This window comes from Bacillus sp. FSL K6-2944 (assembly GCF_038005385.1).
In the GTDB taxonomy this organism is placed as follows: domain Bacteria; phylum Bacillota; class Bacilli; order Bacillales; family Bacillaceae_G; genus Bacillus_A; species Bacillus_A cereus.
This window is the reverse complement of the sequence record NZ_JBBOTE010000002.1, coordinates 394,375-417,383: the sequence shown is the minus strand read 5'-3', so window position 1 is coordinate 417,383 and position 23,009 is coordinate 394,375. Positions and strand designations below refer to the sequence as shown.

Here is a 23,009-nt window from a genome sequence, read left to right as displayed (position 1 = left end):
ATATGTTTGATGTCTTACAAGTACATAATAAATGCTCTGTACTTTCATCTTTGTGAAAGCATCCACATTATCATTGTGAAATATTAAACAAGTTATTTTTTTAAAATCATACGAATATGTATTTTTATAACAAACTATCTTGCTTTCTCAATAAAAAATACATATATTACGCATATATATTGAATATTTAACTTCCGTATTTAAACAAAAATCCTGTTTTTAATTTTATTAAAAACAGGATTTTTGCATCTAAATAATTAAATTTAATCTTTCTTCTATAATCTCCCTATCTGATTTCGACTGTGAAATTATAAGGCATGTATCATTTCCACATATACATCCTATTTTTTCTTTCCAATCTAACTCATCAAATAAAACACCAATAACATGTGCATTACCAGGTAATGTTTTAATAACCATTAATTGATCTACACAATCAATTTTTACAACAACTTCTCGTAATTTTTTCTTTAACTTTATATCAGTTTGTAAATGCTCTTCTGAGAAAACTTTATATATCATTAATCCTTCTTGAGAAGGTACCTTCGTTAAGTTTAACTCACGAATATCGCGAGAAACCGTAGCTTGTGTTACTAATACATCTTTTTTTGCTAACAATTCTACTAATCTTTCTTGCTTATCTATTTCATACTCCTTTACAAATTGTTTAATTAACCGTTGTCTTTTTTCTTTTTTCATAAAAGACACCCCTTTTAATATTATAGCTCGCTATAATTTTCATCCGAAAGGGACAGAAAAGAATGTTGCGGAAACGTTCATAGTTTAACTGTAAATATTAAATCAAGCTAAATAAAAAAGAGAAGAACAATATTCTGTTCTTCCTTTTACATTGAAAATCGTTCAATTGTTTGTTTCAAATCAGTTGCTTGCTTCTCTAAATCCTTTAATAATTGATCGATTACTATCATATTTTTAGATTGTTGTAGCGTCACACGTGCTACTTCTTGCGAACCAGCTGACGTTTCTTCAGCAATTGCTGCTACAGCTTTTGTTTGTGCTCCTGTTTGATGAATGTGGCTCACTTGTTCATTCATATAACTACTAATTTGCTGAGTTGCATCGGCTACTTCCATAACACTTGATGACATTTCTTTTAAAATTAATTCCGTAGCTTCCCCACGTTTCGCCTCTTCTTTAGCTATTTTCACTTGTTCTGTCATTTTCATTGCAACTTGTTGTACTTCATCTTGCATATTCCGTAATAACTGCGATATGTTTCTTGCAGAATGATCACTTTCATCAGCAAGTTTACGTACTTCTTCCGCAACAACCGCAAAGCCTCTTCCATGCTCTCCTGCGCGAGCTGCCTCAATAGAAGCATTTAGTGCTAATAAATTCGTTTGGCTAGCAATCGCACTCACAACAGACACAATATGTTCTACTTGTTTCATTCGTTCTTCTAACTTCTGTACATTTTGCATTGAATCTTCATTTTCTTTTGCCAATGTTTGAATACCTTGAATTAAAGACGTAAAGACACGAGTACTATGCCCTAAAGCTTCAACCATTTCTGAAGACAATGTATCAGACTGCTTCGCTTTTTCTTCTACTTCACTTGCAATAGAAGTCGTTGTATCAACAGCAGAAACAATTGCTTGAATTGATGCCGCTGATTGCTCAGCGCCTGAAGAAATCTCTGCAAGTGTCTCAGATACACCTTGCGCTTGTCTCGTTGCTTCGCCTGTTTGTTTTCTAATCTGCTGTACTTGATTATTTGTATACGAAAATGTTGTATCAATATTTTTTACCATGCCCCTTAAGTTTCCTAACATCATATTAAATGCAACACTTAAAGATTTAATTTCATCATCTGTCTTCGGTAATGGAACATCTTCACGAATATCACCCTCAGCTGCTTTTCTTGCCGCTTCCTCTAACTTGCGAAGCGGTTTAATTAAAAATACGGCTGCTCCATATGCTAAAATTCCAGACCATACTACCCCTAATAACATAACGATAATATTATATACAGTTTGACTTACATAACTTTGAAAATAATCGTATATCACGTAAATAAAAAATATACTTGTTGAATATGTAATGAAAGCTAAAACTGTAGTGAATAGCATAAGTTGTGTACGTAATCCAAAAGAAAATGTTTTTCTTTCTTTTTCCATCTTCCCTTTCCCCCTTTTTATAAGCAATATAAATACTACCTATATATTATCATCCATATTTTCATTATAGAAGGATATAGAGATTTTAAAAATCATTATTTCTTTGAATATCAAATTGCACGAAAAAAATAAAGGATTCTGACAATTTATGACTAATAACAGAAATACAGGGCAACATTTGTAAAATATATTTTTAACTGGGGGTTTTGTATGATTCAAGTTCGAAATCTAGTAAAATCATTCGGTTCACTTGATGTGTTAAAAGGAATTGATTTAGAAGTAAAAGAAAAAGAAGTTGTTGTTTTAATTGGTGCCAGTGGTTCTGGTAAAAGTACATTACTTCGCTGTCTTAACTTTTTAGAAATGTACGATGAAGGCGAAATTCACTTACAAGGTGAGCGAATTGATCCAAAGCATTCAAATTTAAATAAAGTCCGTGAAAATGTCGGTATGGTTTTTCAGCACTTTAACCTCTTTCCTCATATGACCTCACTAGAAAACATCATAGAAGCACCTATTCACGTAAAAAAATTAGAGAAAGCAAATGCACAGGATATTGGAAATCAACTTCTCCAAAAAGTCGGCCTTCAAGATAAAGCGGATGTAACTCCTCATCTTCTTTCAGGTGGTCAAAAACAGCGCATTGCCATTGCACGAGCTCTTGCAATGAGCCCTAAGATTATGCTATTTGATGAGCCTACCTCAGCTTTAGACCCTGAACTTGTTGGAGAAGTATTGCAAGTTATGAAAGAACTTGCTGAAGAAGGGATGACAATGGTTATTGTTACTCATGAAATGAATTTCGCAAAAGATGTAGCTGATCGCGTCATCTTTATGGACGATGGAAAGATTGTAGAAGATGCTCCGCCAGTACAATTCTTTTCAGCTCCATCACATGAACGGGCAAAACAATTTTTACGCAACGTTTTATAATGTAACTTTTGTTTCAAACGAAAAGGAATACATTCATACGGTGCACAACTAATCATCCAAATAAAATATTTCAATAACATACTAAAAAACTATCCGTATGATCAATATATAGGAGGGGTTTTATGAAAAGAAAACTATTAACCATTGTTGCGAGCATTACACTATGTACATCCTTCATACTAGGAGCTTGTAGCAAAGAAAGCTCTACTACTTCATCAAATAGTGAAAAAGAATTTCGCTATGCGATGAGTGGATTATACAAACCTTTTAACTATAAAGAAAATGACGGCAAACTTGTCGGCTTTGATGTAGAAATCGGTGAAGCTCTTGCTAAAAAGATGAACATGAAGGCTACGCCCGTTACAAACCCATGGGAAACGCTGATTCAAGGTCTTCAAGCGAAGAAATATGATGTAATACTGGGTAGTATGGCAATTACAGAGGAGCGCTTAAAAGCTGTTAGTTTCTCAAATCCGTACTATCGCTCTGGCGCCCAAATTTTTGTGGCTAAAAAGAATACCGCTATCTCTTCTCCAGAAGATTTAAAAGGTAAGAAAATTGGTGTTGTAAAAGCTAGTACCTTTAAAAATCTTGTTGCAAAATATACAGATCAAATCACAGAATATGACAGCGATATTACTGCTCTTATGGACTTAGAGCCTGGGCGTGTTGACGCAGTAATTACGGATCAAATGGTTGGTCTACGTATGATAAAAGAAGGAAAATCGAAGATAAAAGAAGCCGGAAAACCATTAAATCTTGATGAAATGGGAATTGCTATTCGCAAAGATGATAAAGAAATGGTTGAGAAAGTAAATAAAGCGTTAGATGAAATCATTAAAGATGGTACGTATGAAAAGATCAGTAAAAAATGGTTCGGGCGTAATATTCTCGGTGAAGAGGAAAAAACGAAGTAAGTTAGCCATTCAAAAGATTTATAAACAATGCCCCACTGATTAAATGTTCATTTTATGTGGGGCATTTCATTCTCTACTAAAATCTATACAATATGAGGTGAAACGCATGTTTGAAATTTTTATCTCTTCCTATCCCACACTCTTAAAGGCTACTATTGTCACATTACAATTAACATTAACTTCCCTAGTACTCGGTTCATTAATTGGATTATTATTCGCTTTCTTTCGAATCTCTAACAATAAAGTTTTAAATAGTATCGCTCATGTCTACATTGCTATTATTCGTGGTACACCTTTAATTGTTCAAATTGCCATTCTCTATTTTGGAATTACATCCGTTGTTGTTTTCACCCCTTTTTGGGCAGGTGCAATCGCTTTAGCAATTCATAACGGAGCATATATTACGGAAATTTTCCGTGGATCTATTCAATCCGTTGACCGGGGACAATTAGAAGCAGCTCGCTCTTTAGGCATGCCTTATCCTTTAGCTATGCGACGAATTATATTACCACAAGCATTTCGTCTGTCTCTTCCTCCTCTAGGAAACCAATTTATTATCGGATTAAAAGATTCTTCACTTGTTGCTTATGTAGGAATGTCCGAATTATGGGGTTCAGGTTTATCAATTGCAGCAGGTAATTTCCAACAATTAGATACTTACATAATCGTTGGTGCATACTATCTCATACTTGTTCTTCTATTTACTTATTTTGTTAATCTTTTAGAAAAACGACTACAACGAAAAGAAACTAACTCCGTCCAAGTCCATAAAAGGAACAAAAAGGAAGTTTCTTTATAAGAAAAAGCAAGCCTGAGATGGCTTGCTTTTTCATTGCAAAAATATATTAATTTTTACTGATTTACTTTTTTAATACTCTTTTCTTCTTCTATATGTTCCTCACGATATGAAATATTATGAGGATCTAGTCCATTTCCTAAAGAACCATAGAAATGCTCTCTATGCGGATCCACTAATTCACTTCCTTGATAATACACACGTGGTGTATTCCATAGCGCTGCCAAAGCTTTTGTCATCGGCATCTCATGATAGCGTTCCGGCCACATTTCTTTAATCTTCTCTTTTACTAACGGATAGTATTTAGAACTCATAGCGGGAAACAGATGATGTTCTGTATGATATGAGAAATTGAAATGTAAAACGTCTACCCAGCGCGGCACTGTTACTGACAAACAGTTTGCTAACGGATCATTTACTGGAACAATTGGATTTAAGCGGTGATTTGTTGCGATATATGCCATTACAATAAAGTTAGCAATTAACAACGGAATGACATATGCAAATAACCATTTTCCAGGTCCCATAATAAACAATAAACTAATCCAAACTGTCCAAGGCAAAAGAAGTTGAAGCCATACAGATTTTTGATTGGATGACTTGAACTCTTTTATAAAATGAAAGAACATTCGAGTCGAATGCAATGTAAATTGAATTGTTAGTGACAAAAAACTAAAGAATGAACGTACATGTAAAGGCATACGATATACCCAACTCAAAAACTTACTCTTCTTAAGTTTCTCAAGTGTCGGCCATGCATCTGGATCATTCTCTTCATGCTGTGTATGAACATGATGCGTTGCATTATGCCACTTTCGCCAAAGCTTTGGCCCTGTTGATAATGGCATAAATGCAATCGCGCCTAAGAAGTCACGAAGCCATGCCTTTCTTACAACAGTTCCATGTAAAATTTCATGCCCTAAAAATCCTAGTGAAGCAAAACATAATCCAAGAACAATCGCAATTCCTAGATTCGCCCACACATTCAATTCAAATACACCAATCGATATTAACCCCGCCAATGCCACAAGCAAATAAGCCAGTCCACCAAATAAACGAGTAGGCACTGGTTTAAATGCTTTTTTCGGCAAATGTGGTGATACACGTGCTGCATACCACCCAAACGTATGAAGCTCCTTCATCCTTTTGCTCCTTTCTTATGCCGCGCCTTGCGCAACTTACATATATCAATTCTTGCTTCCAGATTGATTTTACTAGATGATCCAAAAAGCATCTATTATAAGGAAAATATACTCACTCTATCGTCACTTATTTTTCGCTTTTATTATCAATGAAAAACATTTCTCTTTTTACTCTCTATCAACCTTTCCACATGATGAATCATAACAATAGAATTTCTATATTGTCAACACCTTTTATGACCTAGTAATAAAAGGTGGTTATATTTTTATAATCATACTTTATTTCACTAAAGAAAATGTATAGATTCCATAAGGATTTACCCACTATATATAGACATTTTCTTAAACGCCATAGACTCTATCTCATTCAATAACTCCCTATGTAATCAACAAACAGAATCACTTGAATTTAGTTTTATATAAATCCTACTACATCATAATGCCCCACCTAATTAATTATATTAAAATAATTTATAACCTCTTTTAATAAAAATAGACTACTTCTAAAACAACACACATGAATTTCATATAATATGGAAATATTAAAAGGAAAATTGTTCTAAAATCAGGAGGTTTCCGCAATGACAAGTGATACATTTCCACAACTGCCGCTATCTTATTGGATTGAATCTACTCAGTTTCCTACTTTCCCTCGTTTATCCGAAAATATAAAGACGAAAGTTGCTATTATCGGTGCTGGTATTACAGGTATTACTACTGCCTATTTACTTGCAAAAGAAGGCATCGATGTTGTTTTAATTGATTCTGGTCGTATTTTAAATGGAACGACTGGGCATACAACAGCGAAAGTAACAGCACAACATGATCTTATTTATGATGAATTAATAAATCATTTCGGTGTAGAAAAGGCCCTGCTTTACTATGAATCAAATAATCAGGCTCTACAATTCATAAATAAAACTGTTCAAACATATAAAATCGACTGTAATTTCTCAAATGAAGATTCATATTTATATACAACTGCTGATAACGGATTAAGAAATTTATCGAAAGAATATGAAGCTTATCAAAAATTAAATATACCTTGTGACTATGTTCAATCTCTATCGATTCCTATTCCAGTACAATCTGCGCTTGTAATGAAAAATCAAGCACAATTCCATCCCCTTCTTTATTTAAAAACACTTTTAGAAAAGTTTGTGGAGATGGGCGGAAAGGTCTACGAACAAACAACAGCTATGGATGTGGAAAAGGGCGATTATTCACAAATAATTACAAAAGAGGGCCATCATATCACTTGTGAATATGTCGTCTCTTGTTCACATTTTCCTTTTTATGATGCGAATAGCTTTTTCTTTACGCGAATGTACGCAGAACGCTCCTACGCTCTTGCAATAAAAGCAAAAACGGAGTATCCAGGTGGCATGTATTTAAGTATTGATGATCCAAAGCGCTCCTTACGCTATATAACAAACAATGGAGAAAAATTAATTTTGATTGGCGGAGAAAGTCATAAAACAGGTCAGGGAATAAATACGATGCTTCATTATGAAGCACTCTATTCTTTTGCTGAAGCCACTTTTGGAATAGATGAAGTTCCTTATAGATGGTCAGCACAAGATTTAATTACTCTAGATAAGCTTCCTTATATCGGACATATTAACGAAAGAAATCCAAATATATTTGTTGCAACTGGATATCGCAAATGGGGAATGACAACTGGAACTGCTGCCGCTCACCTACTGAAGGACTCCATCCTAAAAGTTCACAGTCCCTATAAAGAACTGTATGCACCATCACGCTTCCATGCAAATCCAGATATAAAAACGTTCCTCTCCCAAAACATTGATGTTGCGAAACATTTAATTGCAGGAAAGATTGAAACCGCATTACGTAAGCCAGAAGATCTCGAAGTTGGTGAAGGATCTGTCGTACATGTTAACGGTAAACGAGCAGGTGCTTATAAGGACAAAGAAGGAAAATTACATATCGTCGATACAACTTGTACACATCTCGGCTGTGAAGTTGAATGGAATAATGGTGATTGTACTTGGGATTGCCCTTGCCATGGTTCTCGTTTTTCAATTGAGGGAGACGTTCTTGAAGGCCCAGCAGATCAACCGTTAAAACGAGTTGATAATGAGTAAACAAATAAAGAAGTTCAACAAAATTACTGTTGAACTTCTTTATTTGTTATAAACCCTTTTCAGATAAAATTCGACACAAGGAGGAAAATATTAACATCAAATAAAATAATATATTCATCTACAAATTAAAAGGGGTGAATATTATGCAACCTTCAGCTCCACCTCATCTAGAATCTACAGAAACTATCTTTCCAAGCTCTATTACAAAACTTGTTGTTTTTATTTGTTGGCTAGCCATTTTAGCTGATGGATATGATTTAGGTATTTACGGTGCCGTTCTACCAAAGCTCCTAGAAGACAAAAGCTGGGCGCTATCACCAGCGCATGCTGGTACAATTGCAAGCTATGCTTTATTTGGGATGTTTATTGGGGCTATTCTAGTTGGAACGATTACAGATCTAATTGGGCGTAAATGGACGCTTATATGCTGTTTAGCACTTTTTTCTATCACAATGGGTTTAGCGGCTATCGCTCCTTCTCCTGAGTTATTTGGATTATCTCGATTTATAGGAGGAATCGGATTAGGCGGTGTTATCCCAACAGCTTCAGCACTTACTGTTGAATATTCACCAAAAAAAAGGCAATCTTTTATTTATGCTCTTATGTTTACTGGCTATCCTTTAGGTATCGTGTTAGGTGCTATTTTGTCCATGCTTATGTTAGAAGATTTCGGATGGAGAATTATGTTTGGTATCGGAATGATTCCACTACTCCTCATCCCTTTCATTATTCGCTATTTACCCGAGTCCATTCAATTTTTATTATCACGTAATCACCAAGAAGAAGTGAACCAAATTCTTAATCGTTTTCAAATTGAATTTCATGTAAAAGATAAAACTCATCAAGACCCATCTACTATACGAAAGAAAAATGGATTTTTTACTTTATTCTCAAAAGAATACATAAAAGCAACGCTACTTTTTTGGATCACTTATATAATGGGAATGTTTTTAATATATGGTTTAAACACTTGGTTACCACAGATGATGCGCCAGGCAGGATATCCTCTTGGGTCTAGTCTGTCATTTCTACTTATGCTAAATATTACCGCAGCTATCGGCGCATTATTCGCTGGAGCAATTGCTGATCGTATAGGAGCAAAAATCGTTATTAGCATCTCTTATCTTATGGCAGCCATATGTATCGGACTATTAACAATCAAACCATCTGTTACAATCATTTATCTTTTAATTGGCCTTGCTGGTATTGGATCAGTCGGTATTACTCAAATATTAAATGCATATGTAACACAATACTTCCCATCACATATCCGAGCTACCTCCTTAGGCTGGGGACTGGGGCTTGGCCGAGTTGGTGCAATTGCTGGCCCAATTCTCGTCGGTATTATTATGACAATGCAATATGACTTAGCATGGAATTTTTACTTATTCTCCTTTGCAGGTCTTATCGCAGCTATATCTGTTTTCTTCATTCCTACAAAATAAAAAGAGCACAAACTTACTTGTGCTCTTTTTCATATGCTTCAAACAACATATCTCGAAACAATGTATTTAAACTCTCAATATCGATTCCTGATCCCTTTTCAATTCCTTTTACATATTGCTGATAGTAATGAATTTGTTCTTCTAAAAATTGATTTAGCACCTTAATTTTCAATCCAACATCTAATTCAGTACCTGCTTTTTTCTTTATTAACAACTTTTCAATTTCATCTAATACGCTACGTTCTAATGATAATTCTGTAATTAATCGATCAAATTCTACAGGAGGTAAAGTCGTTTTCTCTTCTAGCCACTTACAAGCTAAAATGGGACGTAATACATAAAAGTACTTTTTCAGCTTTACATTCTCACCTTGCAAAAATTCACGATAATTTTTCGACGCCATATGTAAATAATGATATATCGTTGCTTTTGGATCAAAATTCTTCTCACTCATCTGTTGAAGTAGTTCTGGAAAATTAGAGTTTTTCGAATAAAAAATTGGTGATCGAATCCACTCAAGTAAAGCAGGATTCGACTTCGCGAATAGTTGCAACGCCTTTTTAATATCCCAACCACTTATATCTAAATCATCACTAATTGGATATTCAATTACATCTCGTTTGTCATGAATTGATAAATACCATTCTACCGGATGTATATAAACAAACCTAACATCATAATCGCTATCTTTCGATGGAAACCCCCAAGCACGACTCCCTGATTCCACCGCAAATAAAATTTTTACATCATTCTCTTTTTCAATTCTTTCTAACTCCAACTCGATTTTCTCTCTCATTTCATAACATCTCCATTTTTTGATTATTTCCTTGGAAATTCGACAATACACTATTAATTTTACTACATACTAAAAAAACTGTCAGAAATTACTGACAGCCTAATGAAACGTCTACTGTTGCTGTTCAATTACAGTAGCAGCAATTCGTTCAAACTCTTTTTGAATCTCCTCTTTATATGCATCTACTATTGAAAAATCCATAGCAGCAATATAAATTCGTTCTAATTTATCACGAATCGATTTTGCTTTCGCTAAGAAAGACATCGCCTCATTCATTTTTGCTTTATATTGAATGGAAACATCACGAATTTCCTTCGCATATTTCTCATCCGTCCCTGGCGTAACAATAAGGGCATACATATCAATAATTTCATCACCCTCGCGACTTGGAAAATATTCATGTGGTGCGGTGCTATCAAAAATTGCAAAACCTAATTCTCTTACGATAACCATATCAAGACTATTCGGGTCAAATCCGCAATGATATACTTCAACTTCAAATCCTTTTTCTTCAGCTGCCTTAGCTAACTTTTTGAGCATCGTTGATTTTCCAGAACCTGGGCGCCCTTTTATAAAATAACGATGTGGTAACCCTTCTGTTAAATTAGGAACAAAATCAACTGCTCCTTTCGGTGTAGCTGCTCCTAAAAAACGATGTTTTACAAGCGATTGTCTCCCGCTTTTATCTGCAAATAATTTCTGGATTAGCTGATCGGTTAGTTCATTTGCTTTATTAAAATCTATATTATCAATATATATCTTCTCCCACTCATCATGTATAACCAATGCCTCTTTAAAACGTGCGTAAGCAGACTGAAAAGCTTTGCTTGCTTCTGAAACAAATCTTTCAATTTCTAACTTCTGCTTTCTTAGTTTATCTGAGTCCCAAGCAATTCCTAAATTTATATACTCTTCAACAACTCCTGGCATTTTTGGCTCAATAACATGCGGCGATGTCCCATCAACAATTCCTACTTTTAATTTTGGGATAATTACACCATCAACCGATTTATTATCAGAAGAACAATGTAAAAATTCAATATCATATCCTTTTTCAATCCATTCACGACCTATTGCTTTTATTAAAGAAGATTTTCCCGTTCCTGGGCCACCCTTTAAGATAAATAATCTGTCTAATCCTTTTAAATTCTCTTCGTATAAATTGTGAAATCCCCTAGCTGTATTACCACCAGCATAATAATTTAATACATTTCCTGTCACTGCACTCACTCCTTCGCAGCATTCTATTTACATAAGCTACAATATGCGAGCAGCTTTATTTGGGTGAATACCTATTTTGTATTGCACGCAAAAAGGAAATGAATTACAATTTAACTATCGGAAAATTCCGATTTTAAAAACTGAATACTTCTTTATCAAGAGAGGCAGAGGGACCGGCCCTTTGAAGCCCAGCAACCTCAGTTTATACAAACTGAATAGGTGCTAATTCCTGCAAAATGCAATGCATTTTGGAAGATAAAACTCAACTAGCATGTAAAGCTCATCTTTCTTGATACTGAAGGATGAGCTTTTTATTATTTGAAAAACATATATTGGAGGTATGTAAAATGAAAGTAATTGATTTATCACAAACATTTGAAAATAATATGTCTCAATTTCCTGGAACACCTAAAATACAACTAGAAGCTGTTACAAGTGTTGAAGAATCAGGATATCAAGTTACAGATTTTCATTCTGTCGTTCATGTTGGCACGCATTGTGATGCTCCTGCGCATTTTATTTCAGGCGCAACGACCATCGATCAATTACCGCTGGATCAATTTGTAGGTGAAGCTGTTCTTATAGATGTAACACATATTCAAGAGCGAAAATTACCTAAGACAGTATTGCATAATACTGACATAAAAGAAGGTGATATTGTTATTTTTCATTCTAATCTATCCACAAAATGGAATACAGAAGCTTATGAGAAGGAAGCATTTTATCTTTCTGAAGAATTAGCTAAAGAACTAGTGCGATTAAAAGTAAAATCTATCGGTTTAGATTTCATTTCTCCTGATGAAGTCACAACAGAAACATCACCGATTCATCACATATTACTAGGGAATGATATTTACTTAATTGAAAACTTAACAAATCTAGATGCTATCGAAGCAAAACGTTTCTTTTTCTCAGCAGCACCTTTAAAAATTAAAAATAGTGACGGTGCTTTCGCAAGAGCATTTGCTGTTATTTTTTAAACATAGCCTATAAAAAAAGCAAAGGCCACTACTGGTCTTTGCTTCTATATTTTCTATTTAAATTAAGAAAGAATTGTTCCACACGAGGACGCACCCAAGCTAAACAATCTATCTCTTTCTTCTTTGTGCAAGCTATCATCTCTTCTCCATCTACCATTTCAACAAGTTCTAGTTCTAACAGTTGCCTCGTGAATGCTAACATATTCACTTCTTCGGATGGATACTCTTCTTTTAATTTCTCCTCAATTTCCCCCAACAAAAAACCGTCACGCATCATTGCCAATGCATCAATCCAAAGTGGCGGCATTTCATATTTTTCTCCTGTAATTGTATCTTTTACAATATAATTCTTTTGCTCTTTTCGAAATTGAATCGTGTGTAAACATACAGTCGAATTTAATGTTAATTCCATCATACCACCTCTTTCATAATATCTGCATAGAAAAAAGGATGCGTGTGCACCCCTTCTTATCTTTTCATAACACTACTGAACCGCTACATGAGCAATCAATCTCATGTCGATATTTTCCTCCATTATAAACGAAGTATTTTATAAAAAAAACCCTTCTTGAAACATTTTATAAAATGTTTATATTTACACAACAAGAACACTTTTCTGAAAAATCTTTTCTCCCAATACATTAAAAGGTCGGCAAAAAAATTTCTACTTTCGTTCCTACTCCTACACTACTTTGGATCGTGATACTCCCTTGATGTTCCTTAATAATTTTATATGTAATCATTAATCCAAGTCCTGTACCAGTCTCCTTTGTTGTGTAAAACGCCTTGCCAATTTTTTCTAACTTCTCATTCTCTATACCAAATCCTTGGTCTTCAACAGAAATACACAAATGTCCTTGCGTTTTTTGATATGCACGGATATGAATTTCTCCACCCTCTGGCATTGATTCTATTCCATTTTTAATGATATTTAATAACACTTGTTTTAATTGCTTATCATCACCGTTTATAGCCGGTAAATTCCCATCTACTTGTAAATGACATTTAACTCTATATTGCGTTGCATAACTTTCCATTAGATGCACAACATATAGAAGGATGTCTCGTATATTACACCTTTCATAATTTGTTGGCTTTGGTTTTCCTAACAACATCAATTCACTAACAAATCCATTGACTCTTTCAATTTCTTGTAGCATAATGTCGTAGCTCATCGTATCAGTTGGATTTCTTTCTTTTTGCATTTGCGTAAACCCTTTTAACGCTGTTAACGGATTTCGAATTTCATGAGCAATTGTTGTAGACATAGTCCCAATCACAGCTAAATTTTCCGTCTCTTTCATATTGTTCATCATTTCAACCACTGTTCTTACATAAGATTGAAATCGTTTTAATAAAGAATGTGAAATAATGAAATAAAATACACATAAAACAAGTGGAATTATCACTTTTAAATCTTGTAATAGCAATGTGAAAAATACGTACTTTCCAATTACACTAAAGGACACTAAATAAAAGTATTTTCTATTCACGAAAACTGGAGCAAATAAAATTAATAACATTTCTACCATACTACCATGTTCAAAAGGTCTATCCGTTCGCAAATAAATCATTAAATTATTCACAAGATTGATAAACATGTACCCAAATAAAAATAAATATTTTACAGAATATACATACCCTCTTTTTTGAAGATATATAGAAATAGGAAATAATGCTATTACAAATATAGGCACACCTATCCCAAGACTACCTTCTGGCCAACCTACCGCTGTTCCACTAATATTCATAGCAGGATATACAAAATAATATATAGCGTCATATAAAAAGAATATAATATAAAATAATAATATAAATACCTTTAAGGCTCTTCTTTCTTCATAAATCAAGCTCTTGTATTTATTCATATAAAAACTCCCCTTGATCGATACAAAAAACTTTCATTGTTATCTCCTTAAAGTATAAGTATGAAATTGCTTTCAGGGCAATATTTAACCTTATAATACTGAAAGGAAGGAGATCTCTCCTTCCTTTTGGTAACAACTTACATCCATCTTACCCTGTCATGTAACAATCCATCCGTAAAATTATTATGCCCCATTACAAAATCCTTCATATATAAATTTAAATACTCACCGTACTTACTTTCTGTATTTAATAACAACTCCTCGACGTAATAAGCACCTTGTTCAAATTGATCTAAAAGTAAACTGGACAAGCCCGCATAAATCCCGCACCCTACCTGAAAATACGTTGCATTCGTTTTATATTTACGAAAAACTTGGCTACTATTCATCACATTATACATATATGTCTCACTATTTTCATAAACGAGTAACACACCGACCAAGTCCTCTCCAGCAACCTCTTCTTCCGCTGGATTAAACACTTTACGATTCCAGTTCCATAAATCTTCTACTTGATCTAAGTTCTGTCTAATTATATTTGTTGTATACTCATTAATTCGATAAAGAAAACCAACTTCCATATTGAAGTTTTTCCCTAAAATTAATACTTCCTCATGTGGCATTAAACAACCATAGAATTCTTTTTCTCCTAACTTCACTTTATACTCTGAAGAATATACATCTTCATAAAAGTAAAGAGGACGATGATGACTCATATACATCGGATAACTCCAGATCGCTTCATCTAAAAATCGCTCTACTGCCCATGAAGCATAAAGTGTATGTGGCTTTATAAGTGCTGTATCATTCAAAAATGATGTGTCATGTTCTACAATATAACATGCTCTTGGCCTTTCATTTGGTCGTTCCTTCATAAGCTCAACAACCATCCATTGAACAACACCTGGATTCATACCTGAACCTATAATCGCTTTTGTATTTGTAAATTTCTCTTTCTCCTTCTCAAACCTTGTATATCTTTCCGTAAGCTGAAAACCGATTAAGCTATCGTCCTGATCTACTGCCTCATTTTCCAAGGCTGAATTAATATAACAAATTCCTAGTTCATTACAGCAGCTTAATACTCTAATTGTATCTGCCCCTGAAACATCAATCACAACACTCGTTCTTTTTTCTTTTAAATGTTTTTTAAATTCCACTACATTTTGAAGGTTTATTTCATATAAATATAATTGATCTTTCAAATTCGAAAACAACTCATCGTAATAATTCCTATCTTTTTGTTTTATATCCACCAAATGAAATTTAGCATTCTTTAATACTTCATAAATTGGATCTTTTTCATTTGCTATCGCTTGATTTAAAATTGCTAAAACTGCTTTTGCTGCTCCACCAGCACTACCAAGCAATGTAATTGATAACGAATTCGGAAACTGCTCCACAAACAAAACCCCTTTAATAAATTAGTTGAGCAGCTCCTCCTCAAAAAATAAATTGAATATATAATAAGATAGCTCGTACACAATGTTTATAAGTTAGTGCAAAGTTACCTTTTAAAAAATCACACTATACTATGCTTATATTCAATTCATTTTCCCCTCATCTCCAAATTAAACTAAAACAAATAGGCTCGACCTTTTCTTCTGCATATAAAAGAAAAAGCGTAACTACTCAGCTTCTTCAAATAAAAAAACAGGCCAAATACATGTTTCCGATTCGAAAACATGAAAAGAAAATACTCCAATCAGAGAAAGAATCTATGCCAAATAGAGAAATTCTCTTATGAAGTCGTGTTATTCCAAGGAACCGTTCTAGTTTCTATGACTTGGTTTATCGCTTGTAAGACCGATTGTTTTTGTTTTTTCATGGTACTCATAAAGCTTCGTATCTGACAAAAAGATTCTGCGCCTTTCTTACTTCGGAAAGTCCCAGACACTTTCTGTTTTACTTTCGTCATCCGAATATCCCGTTCTGCTTGATTGTTATCAAATGGAATGGCTGGATGTTCTAAAAACGCTAGAATTCTGTCAGAATACTTGACGAAGCGATTCCATAAATTTTGAGAAGGCGTCTGCTTTCCTTTCTTCTTTTGTTTCGTGGAAAGAATCTGTTGTTCTTTCAATATGGATTGATACATAATAAACAGATTCTTTTGCGTCGCTTTTGGCATGGTACCTTCGGATTGCTTTTTCATCGTCAACGCTTGCGTTAGAAATTTCTGCATCTGTTGTGCCCATTGTTCTCCAGTACTATCTATAATTCCTTGTAAATCTCGTAAGAGATGGGCATTACATAAAACGTGACGACAATCTGTATACGCATCATACGATTTCCAACCATCATGCATCGCAATTCCAGAAAAAGATGGCAAGATTTCTCCAGCATCCATTGCTTCTTTTCCACGTTTTTGATGAATATGTTGCAATGTCACCTCCGGTGTACTGGCAGTATGTAACCATTGTGTTTTGTTTTCTACACGCATACCAGTTTCATCAAAATGGACAACAGGAGACTGCAGAATCTTTTCCTTTACTTCTTTTATGAATGGCTGCAATTGAGAAGCGAAAGCCTGTGTATGATTTACCAGGGTTCCTTCGCTTATAGAATGTCCAAAACAATCCTGAAAGAATTCTTTTGTTCGCTTCAAAGAAATGCATTGATAATGCGTTAAATAGGGAATCAGTCTTTTTATATTTGGACCATATTGAACAGGACGAGATACTGTCGAAGGAAATTGGGCTTCTTGGATAGAATGGCAATGTGGGCATTCTTTCTGTTCTACTTTATGTTCTGTCACTTCGATCTGAATAGGTGGTAAGTCATACACTTGGCGAATGCGATACCCTTTTACAGGCTCGTGGTTCAAGGAAGTATGACAACAAGTACAATATGTAGGAGAATGTGTAATCGTATGATCTGGAGTCGCTGTCAAACCAAGAGTATGTCCCTTGTGGCCCAACTGGCCACCCGTTTGACGATGAGACGGTTTGCGCAAACTTTTTGTAACGGGCTTACCCAAACCATCTGTAGAAGGTGGCTTATGACTATTTTTGGAGTTTTTTTTTGAAGCATTTTCTAGTTCTTGTATACGTTTTTCTAACTTAGAAAATGTTTCTTCAAATAAAGAAATAACAGCTTCAGGTCCTTTTTTATATGTATCTAAAATAATTTTTCGATCGACCATAAGATTCACCTCCCCTGTTTGATATACTCAGTATTTACAAATGGGAGGCATATGAAACTAGTAAAATTTAAAAAAGACACCGAAAGGTGGCTGAGTAGTTACGAAAAAGCCAGCCCTTTCAACTAGCTTACGGACAATGGACAGATTTTACATGTTGAATATTTACATACATTTTCGCATCACGTGCTTTTGATATTTCAATATGACCTTCATCAATTTTCGCCATTTTTCCAATTTTATTGGACTCCTCACCTAAATCGAACACCATAATTTTCCCAGCCATTTTAATAAGCTGTTCTTCAAACGTTCGAGCTAACGTAATATTTAACGGATTCACGGGGAGTTCATTTTTATTGAGGGCATAAGGCACTTGATTTTCTTTATACGGAATTAACCATTTCAAGTGTTTTAAAGATATATATACAGTTTTATAAACTGGACTATAAAAAACAATATAATCGTTCATCACACTTGTAACATAACCATGTATTGGAGCATTTCCGGCTACATAAATTTCCGTAAAAATCCCTTTAGATGTACTTAATACTTTCCTCAAAGAAATTGAAGGAGACTCTCTCTTAATTACAGAATCCACATCTGGTTTTGAGATTTCTTCATCATTTGATCTTAAAAACTTATAATATTGTACATGATATAAAGATATATATACGTAGTCTTGTCCATTGTAAAGAACAACGATATCATTTCCTACATCAATTAATACACCTTTAAATCTTTTTTCACCGATTAATTTAACATATATATTTTCTCCAATACTTTTGTTTAACTCATTCATCTATATCCTCCTTCCTACGAATTTCTTCTTATCTGTCTTCCATTTCTAAAAAAATAATCAGGGCAAAGTTCTGTTTTAATAGTAAGTAATTCCTTTTCATACTATCGAAATAAGAAATTGTTCTTCTCTTTCCCTCATAATGCCCCTCTTATTTATTAAACATTATTCATCTTCATTCTTTTTACATTTAACTACTTGACTCACACTCTTAATATGAGACTTAATTACATAAATAACTTCATCACCGTTTACTAGTGTAATACAGCCATGGTGTACCTCACTTAATAAACCTTCCACACACTCTGGACCGCCACGATTAATTTTTACCCACTTATACTTCAAGTCTTTTAATATATCTAAAAAAGTATCCTCATCAGAGCAGAAACATGAACTATAGCAATCGCCACATTTACTTTCTTTCACTTTCTTCACTAGACTCTTCACATGTTTCAACTGATAATATACTAATTCACCATGAGGTAACTGTAACGTTAGATAATCTTTTCCTAACGATACGAGCTCACCAACTCGACTTTCTGGTCCACGAAGGTTTACTTTTACAGTCTCACCAACTAAACATTTAATTTGGTCACAGCATAATACATTCTCCAATTTCGTATCCCCCTTTCTTATTATCTTCCTCTACTTGATTGTCTTTGTGCACGAGCACGACCTGAATTATCGCTACTTTCCTTACTATTGTCGCTCTCATCGCTCTCTCCGCATGCTAAAGCATTATAGTTAACACTTTTAATATGCTTTATTGCAATTAATATAATTTCTTCTTTTACGATTAATGTTACGAAGTCACAAGAAACATCTTGCAAAATGCCTTCCACTTTCTCTGGACCGCCGCGATTAATTTTCACCCAGCAATATTTGAAACTTTCAAGTAGTGCTTCAAAATCTTCTGCACAGGCGCAATCTTCCCACTCACAATCACTTGATCCACATTCTTTCGCATTTTTTGTAATACTTTTTAGATGTTTAAGTTGATAGTAATAAAGCTCACCTTTTTCATTCTTCAATACGAAGTAGTCCTGACATACTGATATTATTGTTCCTTTTTGAGATTCTGGACCACCCCTGTTTACTCTCACAAAAGATCCAATTAAGTCTTTCAAAAAATCACAATGAAATAAACTCACGAGAAAACCCCTTCCATTAATTTATAAGCTTTTGCACTGATAGTATATGTATCTGTACAGGTTACATTCTCTATGTTTGTCCTAGCTAGAAAAAAATATGCTTTTAACATGGTAGACTACTACCTATCAAAATTTGAAGAAAGGCTAAGAACTCCTTATGTTTTTGATATCTTCAAACAAAAAATCCCTTATGAAGATACATTTCTGCATATCTTCATAAGGGATTTCCCATAGTTTAATCTTCGTCTTTAACATCCATATCTTCTGGAATTGGTTCGTTCAATATTTCTTCCACTAATTGCTTATATTTCTCCATTTGTTCTAAATGCGTATTGAATTGTTCTTTATTTACTAAATATTGCTCTCCATCGAATAGCGCACGAATTTTCTTTTGCTGAATTAACTCTTCAATATACGATTTTGGTAAATTCAAATACTCCGCAGTCTCTTCTATTGTTATATACAATGCGTTCATTCCTTTATTATTTTTTCATCTATACTGTATCTTACTTTACTTTATTTTTGTAAACAAATAAAAAAGATTTTGTAAATGCAGTTCAAAAAGCAGGTAGATGCATTCCATATATTGTATAGTATTATATAGTAAGAATTTTTTAAATATAGAATGGTATTACCCATTTACACAAAGGAGAGTTAACATATGGCTACTCGTCACATCATTACAATGTTAGAACAAACACTGCAAGTTGAAACAGAAAACACAATTTCTCATTTGAATGTATCTTTATCTGATCGTTTTCTTTCTCAAAGCACAGCAATACATGAAAACAATTGTTATCATACAATTGGTGAATGGTACAAAAATCATTTCTTATTCCAACAAGATGATTTCCTTTGGGCTAAATATGCCTTCTATGACGCATATTGTGAAGCCATCCAAAAACAAGGTCATCTTACAAAACGCGTCCGTCAAATATTAGAATCATTGGCTCGAAAACACGGAAAACAGTATATTGCTTCTATACTAAATATGCCATTTCCTAATAAACGCGCTAAAGGGACAGCGTAATTTAGCCATGTTCTGTGTAAGCAAAACATAGCTAAATTGTTTTCTAGGATGCTTTACCAATAAAATGTTCATATCATATGAACTGATGAAACCGGTGTCATTATAATGATAGAAAATATAGTAAACAGGAAAACCCCCACGTACATCTCTCATTCACTTGAATAGAGAAATACGTGGGGGTATACTTGTTCCTTATTATTTCATCATCTGCTTAATCAGTTCGCGATTTCTCTTCTTAAATACTTCATTATGAGAAGAAACCATTCCGTACTCACTTGCATCTGGTTGGATAAATTGTTTTGCTTTATTCACAGCATTTCCAGCATCTTGGAATGCACCTGCAATTAAGTGTAGTTTCCCTTCGTGCTTTAAAATATCTCCAGCAGCATATAATCCATCTACTGAAGACTCACTATTTGCATTACCTGCAATATAATAATTATCTATAATTGCAACGTCTAACTCACTATTTTCTAATAATGTAATGTCGCGTTCATATCCATGATTAATAATAACTTCATCAATAGGTAAATGAGAAACCTCACCTGTTTCATGATTTGTTAATTCTACATATTCGATCGCTTCATGATTATCACCGGCAATTAATTTTGTAATCGATGTATTAAAGAAACACTCCGCTGAGCTGTTCATAAGTTGTTTTACTTGTGCTTCATGACCAGATAATTCTTCTTTTCTATAAGTTACATACACTTTTTTCGCAATTGGTTCCAATTCATTTGCCCAATCAACAGCAGAATTGCCTCCACCGGAAATAATAACTGTTTTACCTTTGAAACGCTTTAAAGATTTAACTGTATAATTTAAATTCGATACTTCAAATCGCTCAGCACCTTCAATAGATAACTTTTGCGGTTTCAATATACCACTTCCTGTTGCGACGATAACTGTTTTTGAAAAGTGTTCTTCGCCAGTACTTGTTTTTAATGTAAAAGTACCATCTTGATTACGAATAATCGATTCTACTTTTGTATCTAATACAACTTCCGGCTTAAATGTTAACCCTTGCTGTACAAGTTGTTCAATTAACTTATCACCTGTAACTGGCAATAGTCCTCCTACATCCCAAATCATTTTTTCCGGATACACATGTATTTTTCCACCTAAATGTGGTTGAAATTCTATTATTTTCGTTCTCATTTCTCTGAGTCCACTATAAAAAGCTGAATAAAGCCCTGCAGGTCCTCCGCCTATCACGGTTACATCAAACAATTCTTCTCGATTCATTCGTGCTCACTCCTCAGCTATTAATCGTTGATTATCATTCTCAATAAAATATAACCTGTTTCCGCAAAATTTACAATCAAAATTACTATTGACAATACACCTATATAAAATTATATTATTTAAAGAATCAATAGTGATAATCATTATCATTTTGTTAATAATTAGCAAATTTGAGATTACATCTTCTTTCATTAATATGGTTATTACTATATTATAAAATCTCATATTCAAGATTTTTAATAAATTATTTTGCATTACCACTACTATTTCAAAAAGATTGCAGTTAAACAAATTATTGTATACACATATCATCTATGTTAAAGGAGAAAGACGATGAAAAAGTTATTTATTTCACTAACAGTCCTTTTCGTTCTTGTTATGAGCGCTTGTAGCAATAGCTCTACAGACAAAAAGAACGATGCAAAAGGTAGCAAATCAGAAACAATTACATACCAATCTGAAGATGGTAAAAAAGTAGAAGTTCCTGCAAATCCAAAACGCGTTGTTGTATTATCATCATTCGCTGGTAACGTAATGTCATTAGGTGTAAATCTTGTTGGGGTAGATTCATGGTCTAAACAAAACCCACGTTTTGATAGCAAACTTAAAGATGTTGCTGAAGTATCTGATGAAAATGTTGAAAAAATCGCTGAACTAAATCCAGATTTAATCATCGGTTTATCAAATGTTAAAAATGTCGATAAGTTAAAGAAAATCGCGCCTACTGTAACATACACTTACGGAAAAGTTGATTACTTAACACAGCATTTAGAAATCGGTAAGTTATTAAATAAAGAAAAAGAAGCAAAAACTTGGGTTGATGACTTCAAGAAACGTGCACAAGAAGCTGGTAAAGAAATTAAAGCAAAAATCGGTGAAGATGCAACAGTTTCTGTTGTAGAAAACTTCAACAAACAGCTTTATGTATACGGCGAGAACTGGGGCCGTGGAACAGAAATCCTGTACCAAGAAATGAAATTAAAAATGCCTGAAAAAGTAAAAGAAAAAGCATTAAAAGAAGGTTACTACGCATTATCTACTGAGGTATTACCTGAATTTGCTGGTGATTACTTAATCGTAAGTAAAAACAAAGATACTGATAACTCATTCCAAGAGACAGAATCATATAAAAACATCCCAGCAGTAAAAAATAATCGTGTATATGAAGCAAACATGATGGAATTCTATTTCAATGATCCACTTACATTAGATTTCCAACTAGACTTCTTCAAGAAGAGCTTTCTTGGTAAATAATACAAACATGAGGAATTCTTAATTTAAGAATTCCTCTTCCTTTATTC

21 protein-coding genes, 2 pseudogenes and 1 riboswitch are annotated in these 23,009 nt (G+C 33.9%); of the genes and pseudogenes, 8 read left to right on the top strand and 15 right to left on the bottom strand.

Going from position 1 to position 23,009, the window contains the following annotated elements; translation table 11 throughout:
• Positions 1-249: 249 nt before the first annotated feature.
• The 3 genes and pseudogenes from argR to MHH55_RS36450 form a co-directional block, all read right to left on the bottom strand.
• Positions 250-699, bottom strand: a complete 450-nt coding sequence (gene argR / locus MHH55_RS23195) for an arginine repressor (RefSeq protein WP_000711826.1) — start codon at positions 697-699, stop codon at positions 250-252.
• A gap of 146 nt (positions 700-845) precedes the next feature.
• A pseudogene (locus tag MHH55_RS36455) lies at positions 846-1,418 on the bottom strand (methyl-accepting chemotaxis protein); the annotation flags it as partial.
• A 369-nt stretch (positions 1,419-1,787) separates the two neighbouring features.
• Positions 1,788-1,973, bottom strand: a pseudogene (locus tag MHH55_RS36450) (HAMP domain-containing protein); the annotation flags it as partial.
• 375 nt (positions 1,974-2,348) lie between these two features.
• On the opposite strand from MHH55_RS36450, the gene MHH55_RS23185 reads away from it, so the two are divergent.
• The 3 genes from MHH55_RS23185 to MHH55_RS23175 all read left to right on the top strand — a co-directional run bounded on the left by MHH55_RS23185 (position 2,349) and on the right by MHH55_RS23175 (position 4,787).
• On the top strand, positions 2,349-3,071 hold the full coding sequence (locus tag MHH55_RS23185; RefSeq protein WP_000616927.1) for an amino acid ABC transporter ATP-binding protein: 723 nt from the start codon (positions 2,349-2,351) through the stop codon (positions 3,069-3,071).
• A gap of 122 nt (positions 3,072-3,193) precedes the next feature.
• The gene (locus MHH55_RS23180) at positions 3,194-3,988 is read left to right on the top strand and encodes an ABC transporter substrate-binding protein (RefSeq protein ID WP_000823765.1); all 795 of its coding nucleotides are present in this window, start codon (positions 3,194-3,196) and stop codon (positions 3,986-3,988) included.
• A 43-nt stretch (positions 3,989-4,031) separates the two neighbouring features.
• The gene (locus tag MHH55_RS23175) at positions 4,032-4,787 is read left to right on the top strand and encodes an amino acid ABC transporter permease (RefSeq protein WP_002025246.1); all 756 of its coding nucleotides are present in this window, start codon (positions 4,032-4,034) and stop codon (positions 4,785-4,787) included.
• Positions 4,788-4,840: 53 nt separating this feature from the next.
• Here the strand turns inward: MHH55_RS23175 and MHH55_RS23170 are convergent, their stop codons facing one another.
• Complete coding sequence (locus MHH55_RS23170; RefSeq protein ID WP_000661226.1) at positions 4,841-5,926, bottom strand: fatty acid desaturase family protein; 1,086 nt, start codon at positions 5,924-5,926, stop codon at positions 4,841-4,843.
• A gap of 581 nt (positions 5,927-6,507) precedes the next feature.
• On the opposite strand from MHH55_RS23170, the gene MHH55_RS23165 reads away from it, so the two are divergent.
• Together MHH55_RS23165 and MHH55_RS23160 are read left to right on the top strand one after the other, a co-directional pair.
• Positions 6,508-8,034, top strand: a complete 1,527-nt coding sequence (locus MHH55_RS23165) for an FAD-dependent oxidoreductase (RefSeq protein WP_078187329.1) — start codon at positions 6,508-6,510, stop codon at positions 8,032-8,034.
• A 143-nt stretch (positions 8,035-8,177) separates the two neighbouring features.
• Positions 8,178-9,479, top strand: coding sequence for an MFS transporter (locus tag MHH55_RS23160; protein WP_001183078.1), 1,302 nt, complete (start codon positions 8,178-8,180; stop codon positions 9,477-9,479).
• Between the two features lie 13 nt (positions 9,480-9,492).
• Here the strand turns inward: MHH55_RS23160 and MHH55_RS23155 are convergent, their stop codons facing one another.
• Positions 9,493-10,275, bottom strand: a complete 783-nt coding sequence (locus MHH55_RS23155; protein WP_001208237.1) for a nucleotidyltransferase domain-containing protein — start codon at positions 10,273-10,275, stop codon at positions 9,493-9,495.
• A 111-nt stretch (positions 10,276-10,386) separates the two neighbouring features.
• Positions 10,387-11,496 (bottom strand): PRK06851 family protein, encoded by a 1,110-nt coding sequence (locus MHH55_RS23150; RefSeq protein WP_074554014.1) that lies wholly within the window; start codon positions 11,494-11,496, stop codon positions 10,387-10,389.
• Positions 11,497-11,645: 149 nt separating this feature from the next.
• Positions 11,646-11,758: riboswitch (SAM riboswitch) on the top strand.
• Positions 11,759-11,843: 85 nt separating this feature from the next.
• Between MHH55_RS23150 and MHH55_RS23145 the strand changes: the two genes are divergently transcribed.
• Positions 11,844-12,476, top strand: a complete 633-nt coding sequence (locus MHH55_RS23145) for a cyclase family protein (protein ID WP_006926178.1) — start codon at positions 11,844-11,846, stop codon at positions 12,474-12,476.
• 28 nt (positions 12,477-12,504) lie between these two features.
• Here the strand turns inward: MHH55_RS23145 and MHH55_RS23140 are convergent, their stop codons facing one another.
• From MHH55_RS23140 to MHH55_RS23105, 8 genes are all read right to left on the bottom strand, one after another.
• On the bottom strand, positions 12,505-12,888 hold the full coding sequence (locus MHH55_RS23140; protein ID WP_078187328.1) for a hypothetical protein: 384 nt from the start codon (positions 12,886-12,888) through the stop codon (positions 12,505-12,507).
• A 229-nt stretch (positions 12,889-13,117) separates the two neighbouring features.
• Positions 13,118-14,344 (bottom strand): ATP-binding protein, encoded by a 1,227-nt coding sequence (locus MHH55_RS23135; protein WP_001046103.1) that lies wholly within the window; start codon positions 14,342-14,344, stop codon positions 13,118-13,120.
• Between the two features lie 137 nt (positions 14,345-14,481).
• Positions 14,482-15,747 carry a hypothetical protein gene (locus MHH55_RS23130; RefSeq protein WP_000434716.1) on the bottom strand — a complete coding sequence of 422 codons (1,266 nt, stop codon included), beginning with the start codon at positions 15,745-15,747 and terminating at the stop codon, positions 14,482-14,484.
• Positions 15,748-16,085: 338 nt separating this feature from the next.
• On the bottom strand, positions 16,086-17,489 hold the full coding sequence (gene tnpC / locus MHH55_RS23125) for an IS66 family transposase (protein ID WP_100910632.1): 1,404 nt from the start codon (positions 17,487-17,489) through the stop codon (positions 16,086-16,088).
• Between the two features lie 127 nt (positions 17,490-17,616).
• Positions 17,617-18,285, bottom strand: a complete 669-nt coding sequence (locus MHH55_RS23120) for a hypothetical protein (protein WP_001004284.1) — start codon at positions 18,283-18,285, stop codon at positions 17,617-17,619.
• A gap of 162 nt (positions 18,286-18,447) precedes the next feature.
• Positions 18,448-18,897 carry a spore coat protein B gene (locus MHH55_RS23115; RefSeq protein WP_000432509.1) on the bottom strand — a complete coding sequence of 150 codons (450 nt, stop codon included), beginning with the start codon at positions 18,895-18,897 and terminating at the stop codon, positions 18,448-18,450.
• Positions 18,898-18,917: 20 nt separating this feature from the next.
• The gene (locus MHH55_RS23110) at positions 18,918-19,433 is read right to left on the bottom strand and encodes a spore coat protein B (protein WP_000051527.1); all 516 of its coding nucleotides are present in this window, start codon (positions 19,431-19,433) and stop codon (positions 18,918-18,920) included.
• A 235-nt stretch (positions 19,434-19,668) separates the two neighbouring features.
• Complete coding sequence (locus tag MHH55_RS23105) at positions 19,669-19,908, bottom strand: helix-turn-helix domain-containing protein (protein ID WP_002025240.1); 240 nt, start codon at positions 19,906-19,908, stop codon at positions 19,669-19,671.
• A 186-nt stretch (positions 19,909-20,094) separates the two neighbouring features.
• Between MHH55_RS23105 and MHH55_RS23100 the strand changes: the two genes are divergently transcribed.
• The gene (locus MHH55_RS23100) at positions 20,095-20,463 is read left to right on the top strand and encodes a hypothetical protein (RefSeq protein WP_078187459.1); all 369 of its coding nucleotides are present in this window, start codon (positions 20,095-20,097) and stop codon (positions 20,461-20,463) included.
• 195 nt (positions 20,464-20,658) lie between these two features.
• On the opposite strand, the gene MHH55_RS23095 is transcribed toward MHH55_RS23100, so the two are convergent.
• Positions 20,659-21,708 carry an NAD(P)/FAD-dependent oxidoreductase gene (locus tag MHH55_RS23095; RefSeq protein WP_001078299.1) on the bottom strand — a complete coding sequence of 350 codons (1,050 nt, stop codon included), beginning with the start codon at positions 21,706-21,708 and terminating at the stop codon, positions 20,659-20,661.
• 333 nt (positions 21,709-22,041) lie between these two features.
• Here MHH55_RS23095 and MHH55_RS23090 point away from each other — a divergent pair, with 333 nt between their 5' ends.
• Positions 22,042-22,962, top strand: a complete 921-nt coding sequence (locus tag MHH55_RS23090; protein ID WP_000732597.1) for an iron-hydroxamate ABC transporter substrate-binding protein — start codon at positions 22,042-22,044, stop codon at positions 22,960-22,962.
• Positions 22,963-23,009: the final 47 nt, after the last annotated feature.